This window comes from Pseudomonas sp. YeP6b, from assembly GCF_025642995.1.
Taxonomy (GTDB): Bacteria; Pseudomonadota; Gammaproteobacteria; order Pseudomonadales; family Pseudomonadaceae; genus Aquipseudomonas.
On sequence record NZ_CP080090.1, the window covers coordinates 4,417,321 to 4,440,630 of the forward strand.

Sequence of the window (23,310 nt, forward strand, 5' to 3'; positions counted from 1 at the left end):
TCATGGATACCAAGGCCAACGGACCCCACTCTTCCCCTGCGCTGGACCGCATCGATGAGGCCATCATCGACGTGTTGCGGCACCAAGGGCGTATCACCTACGAAAAACTCTCGTCGCTGGTGCATTTGACGCCCAGGCCCTGCCTGGAACGGGTGCGCAAATTGGAACGACGCGGCGTGATTCGCGGTTACGGGGCGATCATCGATGTGCAGATGGTCTCGCCGGGGCTGTCGCTGCTGGTGCTGGTGGCCTTGTCCAATCAGAGCGGGCGCTCGGCGCAGAAGGCTTTCGAGGCGTGCGTCAAAGCTTGCCCGCAGGTGTTCGAATGCCAACTGATCAGCGGGCCGTTCGACTACAGCCTGCGCATGCGCTGCCGCGATATGGAGCATTACCGGGTGCTGACGGAGACGTGGTTGAATAATGACGAGTTGCACATTGATAAGTTGGTGGCGCATCCGGAGTTGGCGGTGGTCAAAAACACCGCGACTGAGCTGGCCTGAACACCGTCCATCGCTATAGATCGCTCCAACGCAGAGCGTGGGAACGACCATCATGTTGCAGTTTGAAACACCACGATGTTATACCGAGCTTACTGCTGGTTGGCCGTTTCAAGGATGAACACCATCAAAACGTCATTATTGATTTGCGCACTGTTCACTTGCCTCCTCTCGCCTGCCGCTCAGGCAGCCCCAGCCGGCAGCGACGCTTCAGCCGCGTGGTTTAAGGTAGTCGTCGGGATATTGTCGGGGGCTTCTTGTCAGAATCGCCTGGTGCCTGCAGAACGAGAACGGTGTATTCGCAAAAACCGCGAACAGGCCTGTCGTGATTTCCCGGAGGGCATCGAGAAAGAGAACTGCCTGAAAGAGCTGCCTGGCGTTGCAAGCCAACCCACCCCTTCAGGCACTCAACCTTCCGGCGCCGATTACGCACTGAAGAATGTGATACCTGCCAGCACTCAAGACTTTCGCCCGCCGGTTAAAACCGATGACCTGGATTCGCCGCTGAAGCAGTTCATCAGCCCTCCCGCGCAAAGCCCCACCCCGCGCACGAACTAAACAACAGCTCCCGCATTGATAGGGTTCGCAATTCGCTTACCAGGCTTGGCGCCTACAAGCTTCGCCTGCCCATCCTTCTGTTTGCCCGTCCGCGCCTCACTGATCAACCCCGGGATCAACTTACCCTCCGGCAAGTTCTTCCAGAACCGGCTGGGCAAGTGCCCCTCCATTACCTTGGGGTTCAAGCGCGCCGGGTTGAAGATGTGGCTGTAGTAGGTCAGCCACATGGCGCTATGCGGGTCTTCGACATTTTGCGCCAGTTGCTGCCACGCCTCGGGGCACTGCCGTTGATGAATCAACTGCTCACCATCGTAGTAAACCCCATCCAACGGCGTGGCGATCATCCAGCGATGGCGGCCCATGCGCCCGATAAAGTGCTGGCTGGCTGATTTCAATATGTCGTGGGCCGGCTCATGCCAGGCCACGTACTCCGGCAGCTCAGGGCCAGCCTCTGCGGGCACGGCAATAAACCGCACAAATGCATGCAAGTGATGGGCTTCGCGGCTGACCTGCTTGATCCGCCGCTGTAACTCGCTGCCCAGTTTGTCACCTGCCAGCATGGCCGTACGGTCGCCATGACTGACCCGCCACAACACCTCGTAGAGCAAACTCCAACGCTGATCGCCGTGATAGCAAGCCGCCGATTCCAGCAGTTCCAACAAGGCTTTGGGAATCCGCGCCTGGAACGGCCCAAGCTGTTCAGGAATGGACTCGTCGGTGGCAAACAGGTCCGCCACGTGCACCTCACCCCAGCTTACTTTGCTGGGGTCGACCTGATGGCTGAGCAGCCAGCGCGCCTGTTCACGCCAGGTACTGAACAGGTTGTCGCATTCCAGGCTGATCATCCCCACAACCCCATTTGCTGTGGCTGCGGGCGGTCGCGCAGTTGCTCGCGCAGCAGCACGCTGGTGCTCTCGGCCTGTTGCGGGTGGTAGTCGCTGGTGATGAAAAACGGCTTGGCCTTGGCCAGCACGCAGCGCATGCGCGCCAGGTCTTCGAAACGGATCTTGCGCTCGCGGCGCAGGTCCACCAGGCGCTGAGTGGTGCGCAGGCCGATGCCGGGGATTCGCGCGATCAAGGTCGGTTCGGCGCGGTTCAGATCCAGGGGAAACACCTCGCGATGCTCCAGGGCCCAGGCCAGCTTGGGGTCGATATCCAGCGCCAGATGGCCCGGCCCTTGGAACAGTTCGTTGGCACTGAAGCCGTAACTACGCAGCAGAAAGTCCGCCTGGTACAAGCGGTGTTCGCGCATCAACGGCGGCGCGGCCAGGGGCACGCTTTTCGGGCTGTTGGGGATGGGGCTGAACGCCGAGTAATACACGCGGCGCAGCTTGTAGTTGCCATACAGCGCTTCGGCGCCATGCAAGATGGTGCTGTCGTCGGTGTCGTCGGCGCCGACAATCATCTGCGTGCTCTGCCCGGCCGGAGCGAAACGCGGCGCGCGTGGCTCGTTGAGGACGGTTTGCTCGCCGGTATAAATGGTCTGCATGGCTTGCTTGATCGAAACGATCTGCTTCTCCGGCGCCAGGGTTTGCAGGCTGGCATCGGTGGGCAGTTCGATATTCACGCTGAGCCGGTCAGCATAGCGCCCGGCCTCGGCGATCAGCGCCGGGTCGGCTTCGGGAATGGTCTTGAGGTGAATGTAGCCGCGAAAGTCATGCTCTTCGCGCAGCAGTTTCGCCACCCGCACCAACTGTTCCATGGTGTAGTCGGCCGAACGGATGATGCCGGAACTGAGGAACAGCCCGCTGACGCAATTGCGCCGGTAGAAATCCAGGGTCAGGGTGACCACCTCCTCCGGGCTGAAACGTGCACGGGGCACGTCGCTGGAGCGGCGATTGACGCAGTATTGGCAGTCGTAGAGGCAGAAATTGGTCAGCAACACCTTGAGCAGCGACACGCAACGGCCGTCCGGGGTGTAGCTGTGGCAGATCCCCATGCCATCGGTCGAACCCAGGCCGGCTTTGCCCTCGGAGCTGCGCTTGGGCGCGCCACTGCTGGCGCAGGAAGCGTCGTACTTGGCGGCGTCGGCGAGGATGCTGAGTTTTTCGATCAATTGCATGGAGGGCTACCGATACTGGTTTTTTGTACAGTATCAGCGAGCCCCCGATGTCACAAGTGTTGCCTGTCAGCTCGCAGTGGCGAGCAACACGTCCTGCACCGAACGCGCTTTGCCACGGTGACGGTCATGCTCATACAACGACGCCGCAATCTCATCCGCGCGAATCGGCAGTACCGACAGCAAGGTATCGCTCAACCCATGGCTGGCCTGGCTGAAGCCCTGGATATAGATGCCGGCCTTGCAGCGCTCGTCGGTGACGATGCGGTAGTCGCGCGCCACCTCGAAGTCGCCCATGTAGGCTTCCAAGGGTGCCAGCAGTTCGCGGTGCATCTGGCGTTCGTAGCCGGTGGCCAGGATCACGGCATCGTAATGGCTGACACTGGTTTCGCCGCTGGCGTTGTTGCGCAAGGCCAGTTCGATGCCCAGCGGGCTGGCGCTGGCTTTCTCGACCACGGTCATGGTGCGGAAAGCCTGGCGAGCAACGCCGGAGACTTTCTGGCGATAGAAAATGCCATAGATGCGCTCGATCAGGTCCAGGTCCACCACCGAATAGTTGGTGTTCTGGTATTCAGCCACCAGGCGCTCGCGCTCGGCGCCGACTTGCTGGAACACCAGGTCAGTAAACGCCGGCGAGAACACTTCGTTGACGAACGGGCTGTCATCGGCGGGCTTGAGCGCCGAACCGCGCAGGATCATGTCGACCTGCACCGATGGGAAGCTGTCGTTGAGGTCGATAAAGGCTTCAGCCGCGCTCTGACCACCGCCGATGATTGCAATGCGCATCGCCTTGCCTTCAACGCACGGCTGTTGGGCCATACGCGCCAGGTATTGGGAATGGTGGAACACCCGGCCGTCATCCTTGAGGCCTTTGAACGCTTCGGGTACACGCGGTGTGCCGCCGGCGCTGACCACCACCGAACGGGTGGTGCGCACATGCTGGTCACCCTGCGCATCCCGGGAGATCACGCGCAACGCTTCAACCTGTTGCTGATGCAGGATCGGCTCGATGGCCAGCACTTCCTCGCCATAGCTGGCCTGCGGCTGGAACTGCCCCGCGACCCAGCGCAGGTAGTCGTTGTACTCCATGCGGCACGGGTAGAAGGTGCCGAGGTTGATGAAGTCCACCAGCCGGTCGTGGGCTTTGAGGTAGTTGACGAAGGAGTACGGGCTGGTGGGGTTGCGCAAGGTCACCAAGTCCTTGAGGAACGAAATCTGCAGCTCGCTCTGGGTCACCAGGGTATTGCCGTGCCAGCGGTAGTCGGCCTGTTTGTCGAGAAACAGGACGTCCAGTTTGCCCTGGGCTTTTTCGCGCTCCTGCAGGGCGATGGCCAGCGCCAGGTTCGAAGGGCCGAAACCGATACCGATCAGGTCGTGAACCGCGGGCGAAGCAATTGCCTGTGTCATTCCAGTGTCCTCTGGATAAGCCCCTTGGCGGTGGGGCGGGAATACCTTCAAGACCTGAACAACAGGTCATGTGTTGATAGGAAACGAGGACAATGAAATAAAATTTAACTGATCGTTGATCAGTGCGCTTCCCACTCACGCATGCGCACCCGGCAATGCTTCATGGCGTTGACGATATGTTTTTCCACCACGCTGCGGGAAATACTCAGGCGCTCGGCGATTTGCAGGTGGGACAGGCCCTCGAGTTTGCGCAGCAGGAAGCTGTCGCGGCAGGCCGCCGGCAGTTCGGCCAGGGCACGTTCGAGCATTTCCAGGCGTTGGCCCTGATCGTGGCTGACATGCGGTGAACTGGGGGCGAAACGCCCTTCGTTATCGAGCACCTCAAGGGGTTCGCACTGGCGCAAAGCGTTGCGCCGGTGGCCGTCGATCACCAGGTTAAGTGCCGTGCGGTACAAAAACGCGCGCGGTTGGTCGATCGGCGTGTCGCTTGCGCGCTCCAGCACCCGGACATAAGCGTCATGCACCACATCCTCGGCCACCTGACGGTTGCCCAGCTTGGCGTTGAGGAAACACACCAGCTCGCGATAGTAGTTTTCCAACATGACTCCCGGCCGCCAGGGTAGGCGGCATCTAATCCTTGAGTGCTAAAGAAGGCAGGCCATGAATGATGGCAGTTTGAGTACGTGCAATTTATAGTAATTCTCATCTAGTTTTAAAGAAGTCTTGCATCAACGTACGATTTTTTTATTCGATAGAGCTGTTACCGCGTATGTAAACACCTAAATTCTCGGGCAATTTTCTCGTATAACTGTCAGCCCTCCGCCAATGCGGCCTCAATTTCCTGGCTGGAACCAATGCATGAAACGCCCTCGCCCCGCCCGACGCGCCCTGCTTGTTGTCGCGTGCCTGTTCCCCATCCTTGCGGTGGTGGCCTGGCAAGTGCTGCCGCCGGGCCGCGACAGCCTGCCCACGGTCACCGTAACCCGCGGCAACATTGAAAACAGCGTCACCGCACTGGGCACCCTGCAACCACGCCGGTATGTCGACGTGGGCGCCCAGGCGTCCGGGCAGATCCGCAAGATCCACGTGGAAGCGGGTGACCACGTCGAGGAAGGCGAGCTGCTGGTGGAAATTGACCCCGCCACGCAACAGGCCAAGCTCGATGCCAGCCGCTACGCCATTGAAAACCTCAAGGCCCAGTTGCAGGAACAGAAAGCCCAGCACGAACTCGCCCGCCAGAAATACCAGCGCCAGCAACGCCTGGTTGCAGGCAACGCCACCCGCGAAGAAGACGTGCAAACCGCCAGGGCCGAACTAACTGCCACCCAGGCCCGGGTCGACATGTTCCAGGCGCAGATCCGCCAGGCCCAGGCCAGCCTGCGCAGTGACGAGGCTGAGCTGGGCTATACACGCATCTACGCGCCCATGAGCGGCACCGTGGTGGCGGTGGACGCGCGGGTCGGCCAGACCCTCAACGCCCAGCAACAGACGCCGCTGATCCTGCGCATCGCCAAATTGTCGCCGATGACCGTGTGGGCCGAGGTGTCCGAAGCCGACATCGGCCACGTTAAACCAGGCATGAGCGCCTATTTCACCACCCTCGCCGGCGGCAAACGGCGCTGGACCAGCACCGTGCGCCAGATCCTGCCGATCCCGCCCAAGCCGCTCAATGAAGCCAGCCAGGGCAATGGCAGCCCCAACAGCACCAGCAAAACCGGCAGCGGCCGCGTAGTGCTGTACACCGTGCTGCTGGACGTGGACAACAGCGACAACGCGTTGATGGCCGAGATGACCACCCAGGTGTTTTTCGTCGCCAGCCAAGTCAAGGACGCCCTTACTGTGCCGGTCGCCGCCCTGCTCGGCAGCCAAGGCAGCGACAAGCAGATCGCCCGGGTCGTGGCCAAAAACGGCGCCATCCAGGAACGCGAAGTGCGCCTGGGCATCAGCGACCGCCTGCGGGTAGAAGTGCTGGACGGCCTGAACGAAGGCGATCACCTGCTGATCGGCCCGGCCGACGGCAGCGGAGGTTGATTTGACCACGCCGCTGATTGAACTCAAGAACATCTGCAAATCTTACGGCGGCGGCGACAGCCCGCAGGTCGATGTATTGCGCGGGATCGACCTGTCGATCCATGCCGGAGAGTTCGTCGCCATCGTCGGCGCCTCGGGCTCCGGCAAATCCACGCTGATGAATATCCTCGGCTGCCTCGACCGCCCCACCGTGGGCGACTACCTGTTCGCCGGGGAAAACGTCGCGCACCTGGACAGCGACGCACTGGCCTGGCTGCGCCGCGAAGCCTTTGGTTTCGTGTTCCAGGGTTACCACCTGATCCCGTCGGGCTCGGCCCAGGAAAACGTCGAGATGCCGGCGATCTATGCCGGCATCAGCGCCGCCGAACGCCACGCCCGCGCCAAGGCCCTGCTCACCCGCCTGGGCCTGGCTGACCGTACCAACAACCGCCCACACCAGCTCTCCGGTGGCCAGCAACAGCGCGTCTCGATTGCCCGCGCACTGATGAACGGCGGGCATATCATCCTCGCCGACGAACCCACCGGTGCCCTCGACAGCCACAGCGGCGCCGAGGTGATGCTGCTGCTGGATGAACTGGCAAGCCAGGGCCACGTGGTCATTTTGATTACCCACGACCGCGAAGTCGCGGCGCACGCCAACCGCATCATCGAGATCAGCGATGGCCTGATCATCAGCGACTCAGCGCGCAGTGACACCCACGTGCCCGTCACGGCCAACAGCGACGCACTGCAAGCCGTGGACCTGCGCCAGCGCCTGGCCGACGGGGCCGAACACGACGGCGCCTGGAAAGCCGAACTGCTGGACGCGGTGCAAGCGGCCTGGCGGGTGATGTGGATCAACCGCTTCCGCACCGCGCTGACGCTGTTGGGGATCATCATCGGCGTGGCGTCGGTGGTGGTGATGCTGGCGGTGGGCGAAGGCAGCAAGCGCCAGGTCATGGCGCAGATGGGCGCGTTCGGTTCCAACATCATCTACCTCAGTGGTTCATCGCCTAACCCGCGTACGCCGCCGGGCATCGTGACCCTCAACGACGTCGCGGCCTTGGCGGAACTGCCACAGGTCAAGCGCATCATGCCGGTCAACGGTAGCTACGCCGGGGTGCGCTTCGGCAACTTGGACTACCTGGCGTACGTGGGCGGCAATGACGTCAACTTCCCGGAGATTTTCAACTGGCCGGTGGTTGAGGGCAGCTACTTCACTGCGGCCGACGAGCGGGCCGGGGCTACGGTCGCGGTGATCGGCCATCGTATCCGCGAGAAACTGTTCAAGAACGTCGCCAGCCCGCTTGGCCAATACATCTTGATCGAAAACGTGCCATTCCAGATCATTGGCGTGCTGGCGGAAAAAGGCTCCAGCTCCGGCAGTGAAGACAGCGACGACCGTGTCGCCATCCCCTACACCGCCGCCAGCGTGCGCCTGTTCGGCACCTATAACCCTGAATACGTGGTAATTGCCGCCGCCGATGCGCGCAAGGTGCATGAGGCCGAACAGGCTATCGACCAGTTGATGCTCAAACTGCACAACGGCAAGCGTGACTACCAACTGACCAACAGTGCGGCGATGATCCAGGCCGAAGCGCGCACGGCGAACACGCTGTCGTTGATGCTCGGTTCGATTGCGGCAATTTCCCTACTGGTGGGCGGGATCGGCGTGATGAATATCATGCTGATGACCGTGCGTGAACGCACCCGCGAAATTGGCATTCGCATGGCCACCGGTGCGCGTCAGCGCGACATCCTGCGCCAGTTTCTCACCGAGGCGGTAATGCTCTCGGTGGTCGGCGGTCTGTGCGGCGTCGCATTGGCGCTGCTGGTCGGCGGCGTGCTGGTGCTGGCCGAAGTGGCCGTGCAGTTTTCCCTGGTGGCGGTATTGGGCGCATTTGGCTGTGCGCTGGTCACCGGTGTCGTATTCGGCTTTATGCCGGCCCGTAAAGCTGCCCGGCTCGATCCGGTTAAGGCGTTGACCAGTGAATAAACAAACCCTCACACCGCGCTTGTCGGTGCTCAGCCTGTGCCTGTTGCTCAACGCCTGCGCCGGTAACCCGCCTGCCGTCGACAGCGGCATTGCGCCGCCTGCTGCGTGGCAATACGCCGAGCGAGAGGCAGCCCAGGCGACCAACCAGCGCTGGTGGACACAATTCGGCAGCCCGCAACTCAACCGCCTGATCGATCAGGCGCGGCGTGACAGCTATAACGTGGCCGCCGCCATGGCGCGGGTGCGCCAGGCCCAGGCCAGTGCCGTGATTGCCGGCGCGCCCTTGTTACCCGAGGTGAATTTCAACCTCACCGCCAGCCGTCAAAAGCTGCTGCGCGGCAGCGGCAACTCGACATTGGATGCCACGCAAAGCGACAAGACCGTCGACAGCTTCGGCGCCAATCTGACGGCCAGCTATGAAGTGGATTTCTGGGGTGGCCGCGCCGCCGCCCGCGATAGCGCCGTGCAAACCCTGCGCGCCAGCGAATTCGACCAGGCCACGGTAGAGCTAACCCTGCTCAGCAACGTGGCCGACCGCTACGCGCAAACCCTCGCTGCACGCCAACAACTACAGATCGCCGCGTTGAACCTGGCGAACGCGCGCAATGTGCTCGACCTGGTGCAAACCCGCTTCGATGCCGGCTCCGCCACTGCCCTGGAACTGGCCCAACAGAAAAGCCTGGTGGCCAGCCAGCAACGGCAACTGCCGCTGATTCAGCAAGTGGCGCAAGAATCGCAGATCACGCTGGCCGCCCTGCTCGGCCAGCCCGTGCAAGCCCTCAACCTGGGTACCGAGCCGTTCCAGGCGCTGACTTGGCCGACCATTGGCCCGGGCGTGCCCAGCCAACTGCTGAGCCGTCGCCCTGACCTGGCCCAGGCCGAAGCACAGCTGGCCGCGGCCAGTGCCGACGTCACGGTGGCACGCGCGGCGATGCTGCCCACAGTGACCTTGGGCGCGACCCTGGGCTCAGGTTCGGACAAGGCCGCAGACATTTTACGCAGCCCGTTCTACACCCTGACCTCGGGCCTGGTGGCGCCGATTTTCAACAATGGCCGTTTAAGCGCCGAACGCGACAAGGCTCGCGCGCGCCAGGACGAGCTGCTGCAAACCTATCGCGGCGCAATCATCAATGGCTTTGCCGACGTGGAGAAATCCCTCAGCAGCATCACGCGCCTGGATGAGCAGCGCCAATGGCAAGCCGAAGAATTGCTGCAGGCCCAGACCGCCTTCCAGATCGCCGAAAGCCGCTACCAGGCGGGTGCCGAAGATTTGCTGACTGTGCTGGAAACCCAACGCACGCTGTACGCGGCCCAGGACTTGAACGTGCAACTGCGGCTGTCACGCCTGCAAGCCAGCATTGCGCTGTACAAAGCATTAGGCGGCGGCTGGAACGCCGACACCCGATAACAAAACTCCGATTTCCTACACAAACCGTTTAATAAACCTACATTCGTCTACCCCTGGTACTTGGTAAAAAGCCGTCCTCAGACGTCTGCCCGGTACCTCTAGATGAAACCCAGCGTTTTTGTAAAAAGCCTGGCGTGCCTCTGCCTCTGGCTGATCGCAGGCCGGGGGTTTGCCGAGCCCCTGATCGCGCCCACCGCGATTGACTGGCTGTTGGATTGCCCCTTCCCCGCCTTTCACCAACCGGACCCCGAGGTGCTGGATCGCACCCAATGCGGCAGCGTGAGCGTGCCCCGCGACTATGCCGCGCCCAAGCGCGGCAACGTGCGCCTGGCCCTGACCCGTGTCGGCGCCCGGCACCCGCTCAACCGCGAAGGCGTGGTGTTCATCCAGGCCGGCGAGCCGCAAAAAGGCCAAGGCGTTACCTTTGCCATCCATTTGGTCAGCCGCTGGGAGTCCTACGCCACCCAGGCCTATCGCACCTTGACCAACCGTTATGACGTGATTGAACTGAGCGCCCGCGACCTGAGCGAGGAATCCGGAGTCGAGCAAGCTGCGCGAGATATGGAATTTGTACGCGCACAACTGGGCGAGGCGCAGCTCAACTACCTCGGCAACGCCGATGCCACCCGGCTCGGCAGCCGCTATACGGCGTTGTTTCCCGAGCGCGTCGCACGCATGGTCTTGGTCAACGCCGGGCGAGCTGAGCCACCGCCCACCGGCGTCGAGCAATTGCTGCTCAAGGACTCGACTAAGCCCGGCACCGCCACCGCCGGGTGCGTCAACCGCTGGGTGGGCGATTTCCTGGTGTCCGGCAAACAGCCACCCGCCTCCACACGCTGCCTCGACCTCGGCAGCTGGGAATAGTCACCGCGTTTACGACCTCTTAATGCCGAAAACGACACCCTGCGTTGACGCTCTCGCCCAATCGTTATTAAGTGCTATTAATCCGCATTAATAGGATCAATAGACCACCATGCTCAGCCGCCCTTTGCGCCGCAAACGCCAGAAGCTCTCCGATGTGATTGTGGAGTCGGTCAAGCGCTCGATCGTCACCGACGCCTTGAAACCCGGCGATCGCCTGCCCACGGAGCGCGAGCTGATGGAAAGCTTCCAGTGCTCCAAAGGATCAGCCCGTGAGGCGCTCAAGGCCCTGGAAGTGGAAGGTTTGGTGAGCACGCGCACCGGCCCCAGTGGCGGGGCTTACTTGAACCAGGCCGGCACCGAGCCCGCCAGCCGCGCGTTGCGTAACTACCTGCACTTCCAACATCTGGATGGCGAGCAGGTGTACCAGCTGCGCAAGGTCATCGAAGTGGAACTGGCGGTGTCGGTGCTCGGGCGCCTGAGCGAAGAGGATTACCAGGCCCTGCAAGACAACGTGGATTTTTGCAGCGCGCCGGAAGACAGCGAAGCCGGCCAGCGCGAACAACGCCTGGCAGAGTTGGAGTTCCACAACCTGCTGGCCAAGGCCTGCCCCAACCCGCTGCTGAGTTTCATGGCGCAGTTTCTCAACGACTTGCTGCGCGATCTGGTGGTGCTGAAAAAAGCTTACAAACCCAAGCGCAAGCAGTTCGACGCGGCCAACCTCGACTACCACAAGCAGTTGCTGAGCGCCTTTCGCGCGGGTGATGAATGCGCGGTGCGCAGCTTGATGCACGAACACATGTGCGATGCCGAACACCACATGACTGCGCTGGAAGGCGAGGTCAGCCCGCACTTTTTGCTGGAGTTTGATCACTCTTAAGAACACCACAGATCCACCTGTGCAAACCCAATCAATGTGGGAGCTGGCAAGCCAGCTCCCACATTTGACCGAGTCGCCCAATAAATCGCCTTATCCAATAAAAGGCCTGCCCACAGGCCCTGCTCCACCGTATCGCCATTGCCGCTCCTGCCAATAACTAAACCAGGGAGTCACCCCATGCAGCGTCGTACGTTGTTGAAAGCCAGTCTCACCGCCGCCGCCGCGCTCAGCCTTCCGCTGAGTGTGCGCTCTGCATTCGCCGCCGAGCCCTTTACCTTTTACGGCCTCAAGTCCATGTCCGGCGCCTTTGCCAGCTATGGCAAGTTTGCCGACATGGGTTCGCGCCTGGCGGTGGAACAACACCCGCAGATTCTCGGGCGGGCGCTGAACTACAAAGTCATCGACACCGAAGGCAACGCCGGCAGGGCGGTGCGCAAGGTGCAGGAGGCCATCCAGCAGGACGGCGCGCGGTTCTTCCAGGGTTGCACGCTGTCGTCATCGGCATTGGCGGTGGCCAAGGAAGTCAGCAAGGTCGGCGGCGTGTTCATGACCCCGGTGGGTGCCGATGAAGTCACCGGTAAGGACTGCAACAGCGCGACGTTTCGCTGGTCGGTGCCCACCTACGGCGCGATTCGCGAAACCATCGTGCCGCTGATCAAGCTGCTGCCGGACGCCAAGCGCTGGTACACCATCACCCCGCAATACGTGTTCGGCGAGGCCTTGCTCGAAGGCGCCAAGACCGTGCTCAAGGAAAGCGGCCTGGAGCACGTCGGCAACAGCTACCACTCGTTGCAAGAGCAGGAGTTCTCCGGTTACCTGACCAACGCCATCGCCGCCAAGCCTGACGTGCTGGTGCTGCTCAACTTCGGCAGCCAGTCGTCCAACACCCTGCGCCAGGCAGTGAACTTCGGCATCAAGGAGCGCATGAAAGTGCTGCTGGTGTGGTCTGCCGGCCTCGACCAGTTCCAGGAGCTGGGCAGCGACGTGCTCGAAGGCGTGTACCTCGGCGCGCAGTACTGGCACCAGGTCGACAGCCCGCTCAACCGCGAACTGGTCAAGCTGACCCAGGCCAAATATGGCATCAACCCTACCTACCCGCTGGCTGCTGACTACATCAGCACCAAGGTCATGCTCGACACCATCATCGCCACCGGCAGCGTTGATGGCCCGACCGTGGCCAAGGCCATGCAAGGCCTGAGCTTCGACGGCCCGACCGGCAAGGAATCAATCCGTGCCGGCGACCACCAGGTGATCAAGGATTACTACCTGATGATCGGCAAAGCCGCCGGCGACATGGCCGACAAGGACGACCTGGCCAAAGTGCTCAGCGCCGGCCAGTCGTTCCCGCCGGTCGAGGCGACGGGCTGCACGCTCGCCTGATCCCCTGAAACAGTGCACCGCAGGGCTGCGCGAGCAGCGTCCTGCTGAGGGTTCCTGCATGCTTAATCTTTACCTGTTCCAGATTCTCAACGGCCTTGGCTTGGGGATGATCTACTTCCTGATCGCGGTCGGGCTGACGATCATTTTCGGCCTGCTCAACTTCGTCAACTTCGCCCACGGCGCGTTCTTCCTGCTGGGCGCCTACATCTGCTACACCGCCGTAAGCCTCACCGGCAACTTCTGGCTGGCGCTGCTGATCGCGCCGCTGGTGGTGGCCGCACTGGCGTGGGTGATCGAGCGCGTGTTGATCCAGCGAATTTACCACCTGCCGCACATGTTCCAGATCCTGGTGACCCTGGGGATCGCACTGATCATCCAGGAAGCCAGCGTGATGATCTGGGGCCCGGTCGGTAAAAGCGTCGCCGTGCCGGAACTGCTGCGCGGCGTGCTAGTGGTCGGCGACTTCGTCTACCCCTACTACCGCCTGTTCCTCATTGTGTTCTCCGGGCTGGTCGGCCTGGGCCTGTGGCTGCTGCTGGAACGCACGCGCTTTGGCGCCCTGGTGCGGGCCGGCAGTGAAAGCACTGAAACCGTGTCGCTGCTGGGCACCAATATCTTGCGCCTGTTCTCCATGACCTTCGCCCTCGGCGTGGCCCTGGCCGGCGTTGCCGGTGTGCTGTTTGCGCCCTTGCGCGGTGCGCAACCCTTCGTCGGCCCGGAGATTCTCGGCGTGGCCTTCGTGGTGGTGGTAATCGGCGGCATGGGTTCGTTCAGCGGCGCGCTGGTCGGCGGTTTACTGGTGGGCGTGGTGCAAAGCCTGATGACCACACTCTGGCCCCAAGGCGCGAGCCTGATGATCTACGGCGCAATGGCCGTGGTGATTCTGGTACGCCCTTACGGCCTGTTTGGGAGAGCCTGACATGAGCGAGAAAAACCCCCTGCCCTTTGCTAAAACCCAGTCCAAAGCCATGTTGCTGTGGGTGCTGGCGGTGCTGATCGGCTTGCCGTTGATCTTGCCCTCGGCAACCTTGGCCACCGAAATCCTGATCTTCGCCATGGCCGCCCTGGCCTGCAACCTGTTGCTGGGCTACACCGGCCTGTTGTCTTTCGGCCAAGGCATCTTCTTCGGTGCCGGCGCCTACTGCGCAGCGCTGCTGATGATCCACCTGCAACTGGGCCTGTTCACCGCCCTGCTCGGCGCCGCCGTGGCCGGTGGGTTCCTGGCGTTGCTGGTGGGCGCCCTGGCGATTCGGCGCACCGGCATTTACTTCGTGATGCTGACCCTGGCGTTCAGCCAGATGGCCTACTTCGTCGCCTACACCTTGAGCGACTGGACCGGCGGTGACAACGGCCTGCTCAGCGTGCCGCGCCCGGAAATCCGTATCGGTGAAACAGTGCTGCTGTCGCTGGCCGACGCCCGCGCGTTCTACGGCTTTGTCGCGGTGCTGTTCCTGCTGATCTTTATCGGCGCGCGCCGGGTGATCGCCTCGCCGTTCGGCAGCACCTTGATGGCGATCCGCGAAAACGAAACCCGCGCCTCGGCGATCGGCTACGACACGCGCCACTTCAAGATCCTGGTGTTCGTGCTGTCCGGCGCGGTCACGGGGATTGCCGGGGCGTTGTACGCGATGCTGCTGCACTTTGTGCCGCTGTCGAATATCGACCTGGCGATGTCCGAAAACATCCTGATCATGACCATCGTCGGCGGCACCGGCTCGCTGTTCGGCTCCTTGCTGGGCGCCGGTTCCATTGTGCTGCTGGGGGATTTCCTCTCCGACCTGTGGCCGCGCTGGCTGATGCTGTTGGGGGTGATCCTGATCCTGGTGGTGATCTTCATGCGCGGTGGCTTGTGGGGCGGGTTGTCGTCGCTGTTCGAACGCGTACGTGGCAGTCGCAAAACCGCCGTCGTCGCCAAGGAGCAAGGGCTATGAGCATCCTATTGGAAACTAAAAACCTGGCGCTGGCCTACGGCGCGTTCCATGCGGTGAACGGCGTCAACCTCAAGGTCGAAGCCGGCACCATCCACACCATCATCGGCCCCAACGGCGCGGGCAAGACCAGCCTGTTCCACTGCCTCACCGGCGAACGCCAGGCCACCGCCGGGGCGATTCATTTCGACGGCAAGAACCTGATGCGCAAACCGGCTCACGCCCGCGTCGGCCTGGGCATGGCGCGCTCGTTCCAGCTCACCAGCCTGTTCCAGAACCTCAGCGTGCGCGAGAACCTGCGCCTGGCCGCCCAAGGCCGCGACGGTGCGCGCGCCCTGAATTTCTGGCGCCGGGTCGACAGCAAACGCGAACACCTGGAGATGGCCGACCAGGTACTGGAGCGCCTGCAGCTCACCGCCCGCGCCGACACCCTGGCTGGCGAGTTGTCCCACGGCCAGCAACGCGTGCTGGAGGTGGGCATGTCGATCTGCTCCAAGCCCAAACTGTTGATGCTCGACGAGCCCACCTCGGGCATGGGCATCGATGACATCCCGATCATGACCCAACTGATCAGCGACCTGGGCCGCGACCACACGGTGCTGTTGATCGAACACAACATGAGCATTGTCATGTCCATCAGCCAACGCATCACCGTGATGAGCCACGGCCAGATCCTGGTGGAAGGCACGCCGCAATTTGTGCGCGCCGATGAGCGCGTGCGCACTGCATACCTTGGGGAGGCTGCCTGATGCTGATCGTCGAAAACATCCATTCCTACTACGACAAGAGCCATGTGCTGGAAGGCGTGTCGCTGACCGTCAACCCCGGCGAGCTGGTGACGTTGCTGGGGCGTAATGGCGCCGGCAAGACCACCACACTGCGCAGCATCCTCGGGATTATCTGCCCGCGCCAGGGCCAGATTCATTTCAACGGCCAGGCGCTGGTGGGGCAAAAGATCTTTGAAATCGCCCGCCGGGGTTTGGCGCTGGTGCCGGAAAATCGCGGGATCTTCCGCCTGCTCACCGTCGAAGAAAACCTGCGCATCGCCGTGCGTAAGACCAGCCGCTGGCAGCTGGAAGATGTGTACGGCATGTTCCCGCGCCTCAAGGAGCGGCGCAAAAACGCCGGCCACGCCCTCTCCGGCGGCGAGCAACAGATGCTAGCCATCGCCCGCGCGCTGCTCAACGACCCCAAGCTGCTGATCCTCGATGAGCCCACCGAAGGCCTGGCACCGGTAATCGTCGACGAGCTGGTGAAGATCCTGCGCAAGGTCAAGGACGACGGCCTGCCGGTGCTGCTGGTGGAACAGAACCTGATGGTCTGCGACAAGCTCGCCGACCGCCATTACGTACTCGAACAAGGCCGCGTGGTCTACGAGGGCAGTGCTGCTGCGTTCCGCGCCGACCCGACGATCAAGAACCGCTACTTGGCGCTGAGCGCCTGACCGGAGACTGCCCATGAATAGTTTTGCGCAACCGCTCCAGAGCAACGCCCCGCTGATCAACCGCGACCGCCTGTGGCAATCGCTGATGGACCTGGCCCAACTCGGCGCTACCGTCAAAGGCGGCGTGTGCCGTCTGGCGCTCACCGATCTGGACCGCCAGGCCCGCGACCTGTTTGTGCAGTGGTGCGAGGCGGCCGGGTGCAGCGTGAGTGTCGACGCCATCGGCAATATTTTCGCCCGTCGCGCAGGGCGTAATCCCGCCCTGCCCCCGGTGATGACCGGCAGCCATATCGACACCCAACCCACCGGCGGCAAGTTTGACGGCTGCTACGGGGTGATGGCCGGGCTGGAAGTGATCCGCACCTTGAATGACCTCGGCATTGAGACCCAAGCGCCGATTGAAGTGGTGGTGTGGACCAACGAAGAAGGCTCGCGCTTCCCGCCGTGCATGATGGGCTCCGGGGTCTTTGCCGGTCAGTTCGACTTGCAGGACACCCTCGACAAACTCGACGAGCAAGGCCTGTCGGTAGGAGCCGAACTGCAGCGCATCGGCTATGCCGGTTCGCGCGCGGTGCTCGGCCACGCGGTGGGCGCATATTTCGAGGCACACATCGAGCAAGGCCCGGTGTTGGAAGACCAGGCCACCACCATCGGCGTGGTCATGGGTTGCCTGGGCCAGAAGTGGTTCGACCTGACCCTCACCGGCGTCGAAGCCCACGCCGGCCCCACGCCCATGCACCTGCGCAAGGACGCGCTGGTCGGCGCCGCCGAGGTGGTCAGCGCGGTGAACCGTATCGCCCATCAGCAACAACCGCACGCTTGCGGCACCGTTGGCTGCCTGAGCCTGCACCCCGGTTCACGCAACGTGATTCCCGGCCAGGTGCACATGACCCTCGACCTGCGTCACCTGCATGCCGACAAGCTGCAGGCCATGGTCGATGAAGTGCGCGGCGTGATCGAAGCCACCGCTGCCCGGCATGGGTTGACGTTTGAACTGACGCCCACCGCCGACTTCCCGCCGCTGGACTTCAACCCGGCCTGCGTCAACGCGGTGCGCGATGGCGCAGCAGCTTTGGGCTTGAGCCATATGGACATCGTCAGCGGCGCCGGGCATGACGCGATTTTCGTCGCCGAACTCGGCCCAGCCGGGATGATTTTTGTGCCGTGCGAAGGCGGCATCAGCCACAACGAAATCGAAAACGCTGCGCCGGATGACCTGGCGGCAGGCTGCGCGGTGTTGCTGCGCGCCATGGTCAACGCGGCACAGGGGGAGCTGGCATGAGTGAGATGGGGCAACTGACAGCGGTGCAACTGCTGCAGCATTTTCGTGACAAGAGCCTGTCGCCGGTGGAGGTCACCGAAGACGCTTTGCTGCGTATCGAGCGCTACAACCCGGTGGTGAACGCCTACTGCCATGTCGATCCGGAAGGCGCATTGAACGCTGCGCGCGCCTCGGAGCAACGTTGGCTCAAGGGTCAACCCTGCGGCGCGCTGGACGGTGTGCCTGCATCCATCAAAGACCTGACGTTGACGCTCGGCATGCCCACCCGCAAGGGCTCGCGCACATCATCCGCCGACGGGCCGTGGAACGTGGATGCGCCCTTCTCAGCCTTGATGCGCAAGGCCGGCGCGGTGTTGCTGGGCAAGACCACCACCCCGGAATTCGGCTGGAAAGGCGTCACCGACAACCCGCTGTACGGCATCACCCGCAACCCGTGGGACACGCGCACCACGGCGGGTGGCTCATCCGGTGGCGCGGGGGCGGCGGCGGCGTTGAACCTGGGCGTGCTGCACCAGGGCAGCGATGCCGGCGGCTCGATTCGGATTCCGTGTGCGTTTACCGGCACTTTCGGCATCAAGCCGACCTTCGGCTATGTGCCGCAATGGCCAGCCAGTTCCATGACCATTCTGTCGCACCTGGGGCCGATGACCCGCACGGTGGAAGACACCGTGCTGATGCTGCAAACCGTCGCGCAGCCGGATGCGCGCGATGGCCTGATCGGCGCGCCACGGACCACGCCATGGCTCACCCCAGGTACAGATTTGAAAGGCTTGCGTGTGGCCTACAGCCCCACATTCGGTTATGTGGATGTCGATCCGCAAGTGGCCAAAGTCGTCGCCCAAGCGGTTGACGGTTTGGTGCAACTGGGCGCACATGTCGAGCAGATCGACCCGGGGTTCAGCGACCCTCTGCAGGTGTTCAGTACCTTATGGGCCGCCGGCGCCGCACGCCTGACCAGCACGATGAGCGAGGCGCAAAAACAGCTGCTGGACACGGGCCTGCTGCGCATTGCACAACGCGGCGAGCACCTGAGCCTGGGCGACTTTAACGACGCCCTCGAAGCGCGTGCTGCACTGGTCGCGCGGATGGCCGCGTTCCACGAGCATTACGATGTGCTGGTTTCGCCGATGATGCCGATCACCGCGTTCGAGGCTGGGCACAACGTGCCGCCGGGTTCGGGTATGACTGAGTGGATGCAATGGACGCCGTTTACCTATCCCTTCAACCTCACACAGCAACCGGCGGCGTCGGTGCCGTGCGGGCTGGCGGAGAATGGCTTGCCGGTGGGCCTGCATGTGGTGGCCGCGCGGTTTGCGGATGAACAGGTGCTGCGGGTGTGCCAGGCCTATGCAAAGGCGTTCCCCGCCGACCACCTTGAAGCACCGTGCGTGCTCTGAACTGTGGCTTTCGACCGCGGGTTGCGCTGTGCATCTGTGGTTGGATCTGGCTTATAATTCGCGCTTCAATTTTGTTGCGCGGATTGTTTCTGATGCTATTCACTAGGACCGTTCTGGCGAGTGCAGTGCTCGCCATCCTGCCGGCCATGGCCCACGCCACAGCGCTGGACCTGACCTACGAAGCCCCTGCCACCGAGGCTGCGCCACAGGCTGCACCGGCGACGGCCAAATCGTTGTTCCCGGTTACGACCCAGCCGCCGGTGACATTCGAGTACAACTGCAAGGGCCCACGCTGCACGTATGAACATGACCTGGAGCAGCGTCATGAAGACCAGACGACGCAAAGCTGGTCCGTCGGTTTTCAGTGACGGTCAGGTAATCTTTAGCTGAATTTTTGGGTAGATTGAGTACATATCCGTTGCTGCGGTCACGGCGGCTATTGGTTCCGCCCTTACGGCGGGTCACTTTGGAAAAAGAGCCCCAAAAACCAACCAAAGGGCTCTTGCCCCACCACTCGGCACCTCGCCTAGGCTCGGTGTGCCCTCACTCCGGCTTTGGACCGTGGGCCGCCGCCATGGGCCATCCTTGGCCCATCGCGGCTAAACCGGCGTCCTGCCGGTTTACCCACGCTCAAAGCCTGCGTTCGGCCAGCGTGGTTTAACGGGGCGCCTAAGATCAAGATCAAGATCAAAAGCAAGAGCACGGCGGCCTGGTAGCCGACCTGAGTGGTTAGATCAAAAAGCAAGCCGAGGCGGCCTGCTAGCCGACCTGATATTTGAAACTGAACTCAATCTAATGTGGGAGCTGGCTTGCCTGCGATGGCATCAACTGGCTATGCCTGATACACCGAGGTGTCTGCATCGCAGGCAAGCCAGCTCCCACAGAAAAACAGAGTGCCACGGTGCTGACAGCTAAACTCGGTCAAAATTGTGGGAGCGGGCTTGCTCGCGAAGGCGGTGGGTCAGTTACACATGAGCTGGCTGACCCACCGCCTTCGCGAGCAAGCCCGCTCCCACATTGGGATTTCATTACATCAGGTAACTGTGGTGGTGCTCTGCTTCTGCTCTGCTTCTGCTCTGTTTTGCCCTGCTTTTGCTTCTACCACTCAGGTCGGCTACTAGGCCGCCGTGCTCTTGCTTTTGATCTTGATCTTAGGCGCCCCGTTAAACCACGATGGCCGAACGCAGGCTTGAATCCGTGGGTAACCCGGCAGGACGCCGGGTTAGCCGCGATGGGCCAGGATGGCCCATGGCGGCGGCCCACGGATTCAAGCCGGAGTGAGGGCATGCCGAGCCTAGGCGAGGCACCGAGTGGTGGGGCAAGAGCCCTTTGGTTACTTTTGGGGCTCTTTTCCAAAAGTGACCCGCCGTAAGGGCGGAACCAATAGCCGCCGTTACCGCAGCAACGGATATGTACTCAATCCGCCTAAAGAAGCACCATCACAGGCAACCCACCTCCCACAGCGTTGAACACATTCCACTACAATGCCCCCCATTCATCCCCGGGGGCTTCATGGACATCGAACTGGCACGCACCTTCCTCGAAATAACCCGCAGCGGCAGCCTGGCCGCAGCGGCCGAGAAACTGCACGTCACCCAGACCGCCATCACCGCACGCGTGAAAAACCTCGAAAGCCAACTCAACAGCACGCTGTTCATCCGCAACCGCGCCGGTGCACGCCTGACCGCCGACGGCGAGGCCTTTGTGGTCTACGCCAACCAGCTGCTGCAAACCTGGGAAGCCGCAAAACGTGACCTACCGCTGCCCGACGGCTACCGCAATGTGTTGCATATCGGCGGTGAGGTCAGCCTGTGCAACCCACTGATGCTCGGCTGGGCCCAAGCCCTGCGCGAACATATCCCGGGGCACGCCTTGCGTACCGAAGTACGCGAAGGCGAATACCTGCTGCGCCAACTGGAACTGGGCGTGCTCGACGCCGCCCTAGTGTTCCAACCCCAATACTGGCCAGGGTTGCAGGTAGAGCAGGTGCTGGAAGAAAAACTGATCCTGGTGCAGTTGGTGAGCAAACCCGACCCGTACGTCTACATCGACTGGGGCCCAGGGTTTCGCCAGCAGCATGACGCCGCCCTACCCGACAAGGCCCGCGCCGCGCTGAGTTTCAACCTCGGGCCGCTAGCCTTGCAGTACATCCTGGAAAACGGCGGCGCCGGTTATTTCCGCACGCGCGTGGTGCAAAGCTACCTGGACAGCGGCGTGATGCAGCGCGTGCCGAAGGCGCCGGAGTTCAGTTTCCCGACTTACCTGGTGTACTCACGGGCGCGGGATTCGGCGGTGTTGCAACAGGCACTGGCGTTGCTGCGCGATGTGGTCAAAGCCGAAAGTGACTGGTCACAACGCTGGGACCCGCTGATTTGAATCACCCTACACCTGCGCGCATGCTAGCCTGCGGATGTTTCCTTTTGCAGCCTTAGCGATGAACAAGAAAAAGTCCGTCACCATCAGCGACATCGCCAAACGGGTCGGCATGACCACCATCACGGTGTCCCGCGCGCTGAGCAAGCCCGACCTGGTCAAACCCGCCACCCTGGCGCGCATTCTCGAAGTCGCGCGGGAGCTGGATTACGTGCCGAACGCCTTTGCCCGTGGGCTCAAGCGCAGTGAAAGCCTGATCATCGGTGTGATCACAGCGTCGGTGGACAACCCGTTCTACAGCGAAATGATCAAGGCGATTTCCCGCGAGGCCAAACAGCACGGCTACACCATCATGCTGGTGGACACCGACGAGCTCGAAGAACTGGAAAGCAAAGCCGTCGACACCCTGCTGGGCTACCGCGTGGCGGGGATCATCTTGTCGCCGGTCTCCGATGAGCCGAGCTACCAGCCTGATTACCTGGAGCGCCTGGGCAACGGCAAAACCCCGGTGGTGCTGCTCGACCGTACGATTCACGACAGCCCGTTCAGCCGTGTGGTGCTCGACAACTACCACAGCGGCATCCAGGCCGCGCACTACCTGCTGCGCCAGACACCCGAGCTCAAGCGCCTGCTGGTGCTGACCGGGCCCGCGCATTCGCGTATCACTGTGGAGCGCCTCAAGGGCCTGCGCGAAGTGCTCGCCGACCATCCGCATATTCAGGTTGAAGTGCAGGCCGGCGACTACACGCTGATGCCGTCGTACCTGCACACCCTCGACTACCTGGCCGAACACACGGCGCCGGACGCGATCATGGGCTTCAACCAGTTGATCACCCTCGGCGCGTTGCGCGCCTTGCGCATGCACAACATCCCCCACGACAGCCTGACCATCTGCGGCATTGACCGCCTGCCCTTCGCCGATATCTTCGGTGTGCCCATCGCCTGCGTGGCCCACGACGCCTCCTTGGCCGGCAGCAGCGCGGTACGCCTGCTGCTTGATCGCCTGGAAGATCCGTACAAACCACGGGACAAAGTGGTGATCACAGGCGTTTTGGAAAACGGCTAGCGGCTGGTGTAGCCGCCATCAATCGGCAGGCTTACGCCGCTGATCATGCTCGCGGCGTCGCTGAGCAGGAATAGCACCGGCAGTGCGACTTCCACGGTTTCAGCGAAACGCCCCAACGGAATGGCCGCCAGCGCTGGGTCGCGCTTGGCCGGGTCGGACCAGGCCCTGGTCGCCATGGGTGTGAGCGTGACGGTGGGGTTAACGCTGTTGACGCGTATACCGAAACGGCCCCATTCGGCGCATTGCACGCGGGTGATCGCGTCCAGTGCGGCTTTGGAGGCGCAGTAGGCGAGGTGATCGTCCAGCGCGACCAATGAGGCTTGGCTGGAGACATTGACGATGCTGCCGGCGACTTTCGCTTCGATCATCTTGGCCGCCACCCGACTGGCGACCTGGGCGGCGGCGCGGGCGTTGACCTGCATCACCGGGTCGAAAGCATCAGCGCTGATCGCCGCGGCGGGTTCCAAGCGCGAGATGCCGGCGCAGTTGACCAGGCCGTGCAGTGGCGGCAGGTCATGCAGGGCTTTGTCGAGCGCGGCGCTGTCGGCGATGTCCACACAGACCGTGTTGCAGCCCAGTTTGGCCAAGGCCTCGGCGTCACGGCCGAGGGCAAAGACCTCGGCGCCGCTGGCGATCAGTTGCAGGGCGATTTGGTGGCCGATGCCACTGCTCGCGCCGGTGACGAGGATGCGCTGGTGGGTGAAGTTGAAGGCTGCGTTCATGGTCACTATTCCATAGGCAATGAAGATCCCCTGTGGGAGCTG

Annotated in this window: 22 protein-coding genes; 17 read left to right on the forward strand and 5 right to left on the reverse strand. The window is 62.4% G+C overall.

The genetic code is table 11. The features are described 5' to 3' along the window. Positions 1 to 2 precede the first annotated feature (2 nt). Positions 3 to 500: an Lrp/AsnC family transcriptional regulator gene (locus tag KZH41_RS19795; protein ID WP_029296543.1), complete on the forward strand. Its 498-nt coding sequence runs from the start codon at positions 3 to 5 to the stop codon at positions 498 to 500. A gap of 114 nt (positions 501 to 614) precedes the next feature. Further along, positions 615 to 1,055, forward strand: coding sequence for a hypothetical protein (locus KZH41_RS19800; RefSeq protein WP_141240559.1), 441 nt, complete (start codon positions 615 to 617; stop codon positions 1,053 to 1,055). On the opposite strand, the gene KZH41_RS19805 is transcribed toward KZH41_RS19800, so the two are convergent. The 4 genes from KZH41_RS19805 to KZH41_RS19820 all read right to left on the reverse strand — a co-directional run bounded on the left by KZH41_RS19805 (position 1,052) and on the right by KZH41_RS19820 (position 5,123). After that, complete coding sequence (locus tag KZH41_RS19805) at positions 1,052 to 1,900, reverse strand: TIGR03915 family putative DNA repair protein (protein ID WP_094951332.1); 849 nt, start codon at positions 1,898 to 1,900, stop codon at positions 1,052 to 1,054. The two genes, KZH41_RS19800 and KZH41_RS19805, sit on opposite strands and share 4 nt — an antisense overlap. Beyond that, positions 1,897 to 3,117, reverse strand: coding sequence for a putative DNA modification/repair radical SAM protein (locus KZH41_RS19810; RefSeq protein ID WP_094951331.1), 1,221 nt, complete (start codon positions 3,115 to 3,117; stop codon positions 1,897 to 1,899). Before KZH41_RS19810 ends, KZH41_RS19805 begins: the two co-directional genes overlap by 4 nt. Positions 3,118 to 3,183: 66 nt before the next feature. Beyond that, positions 3,184 to 4,521, reverse strand: a complete 1,338-nt coding sequence (locus KZH41_RS19815; protein ID WP_094951330.1) for a lysine N(6)-hydroxylase/L-ornithine N(5)-oxygenase family protein — start codon at positions 4,519 to 4,521, stop codon at positions 3,184 to 3,186. A gap of 119 nt (positions 4,522 to 4,640) precedes the next feature. Continuing rightward, complete coding sequence (locus tag KZH41_RS19820; RefSeq protein WP_094951329.1) at positions 4,641 to 5,123, reverse strand: sigma-70 family RNA polymerase sigma factor; 483 nt, start codon at positions 5,121 to 5,123, stop codon at positions 4,641 to 4,643. A gap of 256 nt (positions 5,124 to 5,379) precedes the next feature. Here KZH41_RS19820 and KZH41_RS19825 point away from each other — a divergent pair, with 256 nt between their 5' ends. The 15 genes from KZH41_RS19825 to KZH41_RS19895 all read left to right on the forward strand — a co-directional run bounded on the left by KZH41_RS19825 (position 5,380) and on the right by KZH41_RS19895 (position 22,546). Continuing rightward, positions 5,380 to 6,552, forward strand: coding sequence for an efflux RND transporter periplasmic adaptor subunit (locus KZH41_RS19825; protein WP_094951328.1), 1,173 nt, complete (start codon positions 5,380 to 5,382; stop codon positions 6,550 to 6,552). 1 nt (position 6,553) lies between these two features. Beyond that, a complete protein-coding gene (locus tag KZH41_RS19830) occupies positions 6,554 to 8,527 on the forward strand; it encodes a MacB family efflux pump subunit (RefSeq protein ID WP_263273554.1) in 1,974 nt (657 codons plus the stop codon). After that, on the forward strand, positions 8,520 to 9,935 hold the full coding sequence (locus KZH41_RS19835; protein ID WP_094951326.1) for an efflux transporter outer membrane subunit: 1,416 nt from the start codon (positions 8,520 to 8,522) through the stop codon (positions 9,933 to 9,935). The genes KZH41_RS19830 and KZH41_RS19835 overlap by 8 nt, the downstream gene beginning before the upstream one ends. 102 nt (positions 9,936 to 10,037) lie before the next feature. Then, complete coding sequence (locus KZH41_RS19840; protein ID WP_094951325.1) at positions 10,038 to 10,799, forward strand: alpha/beta fold hydrolase; 762 nt, start codon at positions 10,038 to 10,040, stop codon at positions 10,797 to 10,799. A 109-nt stretch (positions 10,800 to 10,908) separates the two neighbouring features. Continuing rightward, a complete protein-coding gene (locus KZH41_RS19845; RefSeq protein WP_094951324.1) occupies positions 10,909 to 11,676 on the forward strand; it encodes a FadR/GntR family transcriptional regulator in 768 nt (255 codons plus the stop codon). Between the two features lie 177 nt (positions 11,677 to 11,853). Next, the gene (locus KZH41_RS19850) at positions 11,854 to 13,056 is read left to right on the forward strand and encodes an ABC transporter substrate-binding protein (protein WP_094951323.1); all 1,203 of its coding nucleotides are present in this window, start codon (positions 11,854 to 11,856) and stop codon (positions 13,054 to 13,056) included. Between the two features lie 58 nt (positions 13,057 to 13,114). After that, positions 13,115 to 13,975, forward strand: coding sequence for a branched-chain amino acid ABC transporter permease (locus KZH41_RS19855; protein WP_094951322.1), 861 nt, complete (start codon positions 13,115 to 13,117; stop codon positions 13,973 to 13,975). Position 13,976: 1 nt separating this feature from the next. Next, the gene (locus tag KZH41_RS19860) at positions 13,977 to 14,987 is read left to right on the forward strand and encodes a branched-chain amino acid ABC transporter permease (RefSeq protein WP_094951321.1); all 1,011 of its coding nucleotides are present in this window, start codon (positions 13,977 to 13,979) and stop codon (positions 14,985 to 14,987) included. Beyond that, a complete protein-coding gene (locus KZH41_RS19865) occupies positions 14,984 to 15,733 on the forward strand; it encodes an ABC transporter ATP-binding protein (protein WP_094951320.1) in 750 nt (249 codons plus the stop codon). Before KZH41_RS19860 ends, KZH41_RS19865 begins: the two co-directional genes overlap by 4 nt. Further along, the gene (locus tag KZH41_RS19870) at positions 15,733 to 16,428 is read left to right on the forward strand and encodes an ABC transporter ATP-binding protein (RefSeq protein WP_094951319.1); all 696 of its coding nucleotides are present in this window, start codon (positions 15,733 to 15,735) and stop codon (positions 16,426 to 16,428) included. The genes KZH41_RS19865 and KZH41_RS19870 overlap by 1 nt, the downstream gene beginning before the upstream one ends. Positions 16,429 to 16,441: 13 nt before the next feature. Beyond that, entirely contained in the window at positions 16,442 to 17,710 is a 1,269-nt protein-coding gene (locus KZH41_RS19875) for a Zn-dependent hydrolase (RefSeq protein WP_094951318.1), read from the forward strand. Further along, complete coding sequence (locus tag KZH41_RS19880; RefSeq protein ID WP_094951317.1) at positions 17,707 to 19,107, forward strand: amidase; 1,401 nt, start codon at positions 17,707 to 17,709, stop codon at positions 19,105 to 19,107. The genes KZH41_RS19875 and KZH41_RS19880 overlap by 4 nt, the downstream gene beginning before the upstream one ends. Before the next feature lie 92 nt (positions 19,108 to 19,199). Continuing rightward, positions 19,200 to 19,475, forward strand: a complete 276-nt coding sequence (locus KZH41_RS19885; RefSeq protein ID WP_176462947.1) for a hypothetical protein — start codon at positions 19,200 to 19,202, stop codon at positions 19,473 to 19,475. A gap of 1,144 nt (positions 19,476 to 20,619) precedes the next feature. Continuing rightward, positions 20,620 to 21,483, forward strand: a complete 864-nt coding sequence (locus KZH41_RS19890; RefSeq protein ID WP_094951551.1) for a LysR family transcriptional regulator — start codon at positions 20,620 to 20,622, stop codon at positions 21,481 to 21,483. Positions 21,484 to 21,541: 58 nt separating this feature from the next. Further along, a complete protein-coding gene (locus tag KZH41_RS19895) occupies positions 21,542 to 22,546 on the forward strand; it encodes a LacI family DNA-binding transcriptional regulator (RefSeq protein ID WP_094951550.1) in 1,005 nt (334 codons plus the stop codon). Here the strand turns inward: KZH41_RS19895 and KZH41_RS19900 are convergent. Next, positions 22,543 to 23,268, reverse strand: coding sequence for an SDR family oxidoreductase (locus tag KZH41_RS19900; RefSeq protein WP_083357830.1), 726 nt, complete (start codon positions 23,266 to 23,268; stop codon positions 22,543 to 22,545). The two genes, KZH41_RS19895 and KZH41_RS19900, sit on opposite strands and share 4 nt — an antisense overlap. Positions 23,269 to 23,310: the final 42 nt, after the last annotated feature.